Raw genomic sequence first — 350 nt, 5'->3', positions numbered from 1 at the left:
CGGTAGCTATCGACCGTGAGAATGTCACCGACGGTGGTGTTGCCGCTGTTCACGGTGCCGCAGCTACCGCAGATCGTTGTATCCGTGGGGCCGGTGCCGGTCTGGCCGGTGGACTGGCCGCTGGTCTGGCCGGTGGTGCTCTCGCCGCTGGCCTGGCCGGTACTGCCGGACAAGCCTGTGTCGGCCCCTGCTCCGGTGCCCGTGTCGGTGTTGGTGTTGGCGTTGGAGCCTGTTCCGGTGCCGTCGGTGACGGTGATGATGTCCCAGCTGGGGGTGTCGTGCAGGATTCTTACCGCGGTGTCGGTGTCGATGGGGCCGACTCCCACGAGCTCGGGCTGGAACCCGCGCGT

Annotated in this window: 1 pseudogene; it reads right to left on the bottom strand. The window is 67.7% G+C overall.

The features are described 5' to 3' along the window. Nucleotides 1-350 (bottom strand): annotated as a pseudogene (locus ACXR2W_RS14175) (hypothetical protein); the annotation flags it as partial.

This window comes from Leucobacter faecis (assembly GCF_054456695.2).
Note: the sequence above shows the minus strand (reverse complement) of the source record. Positions and strands in the feature narration are given on the sequence as shown.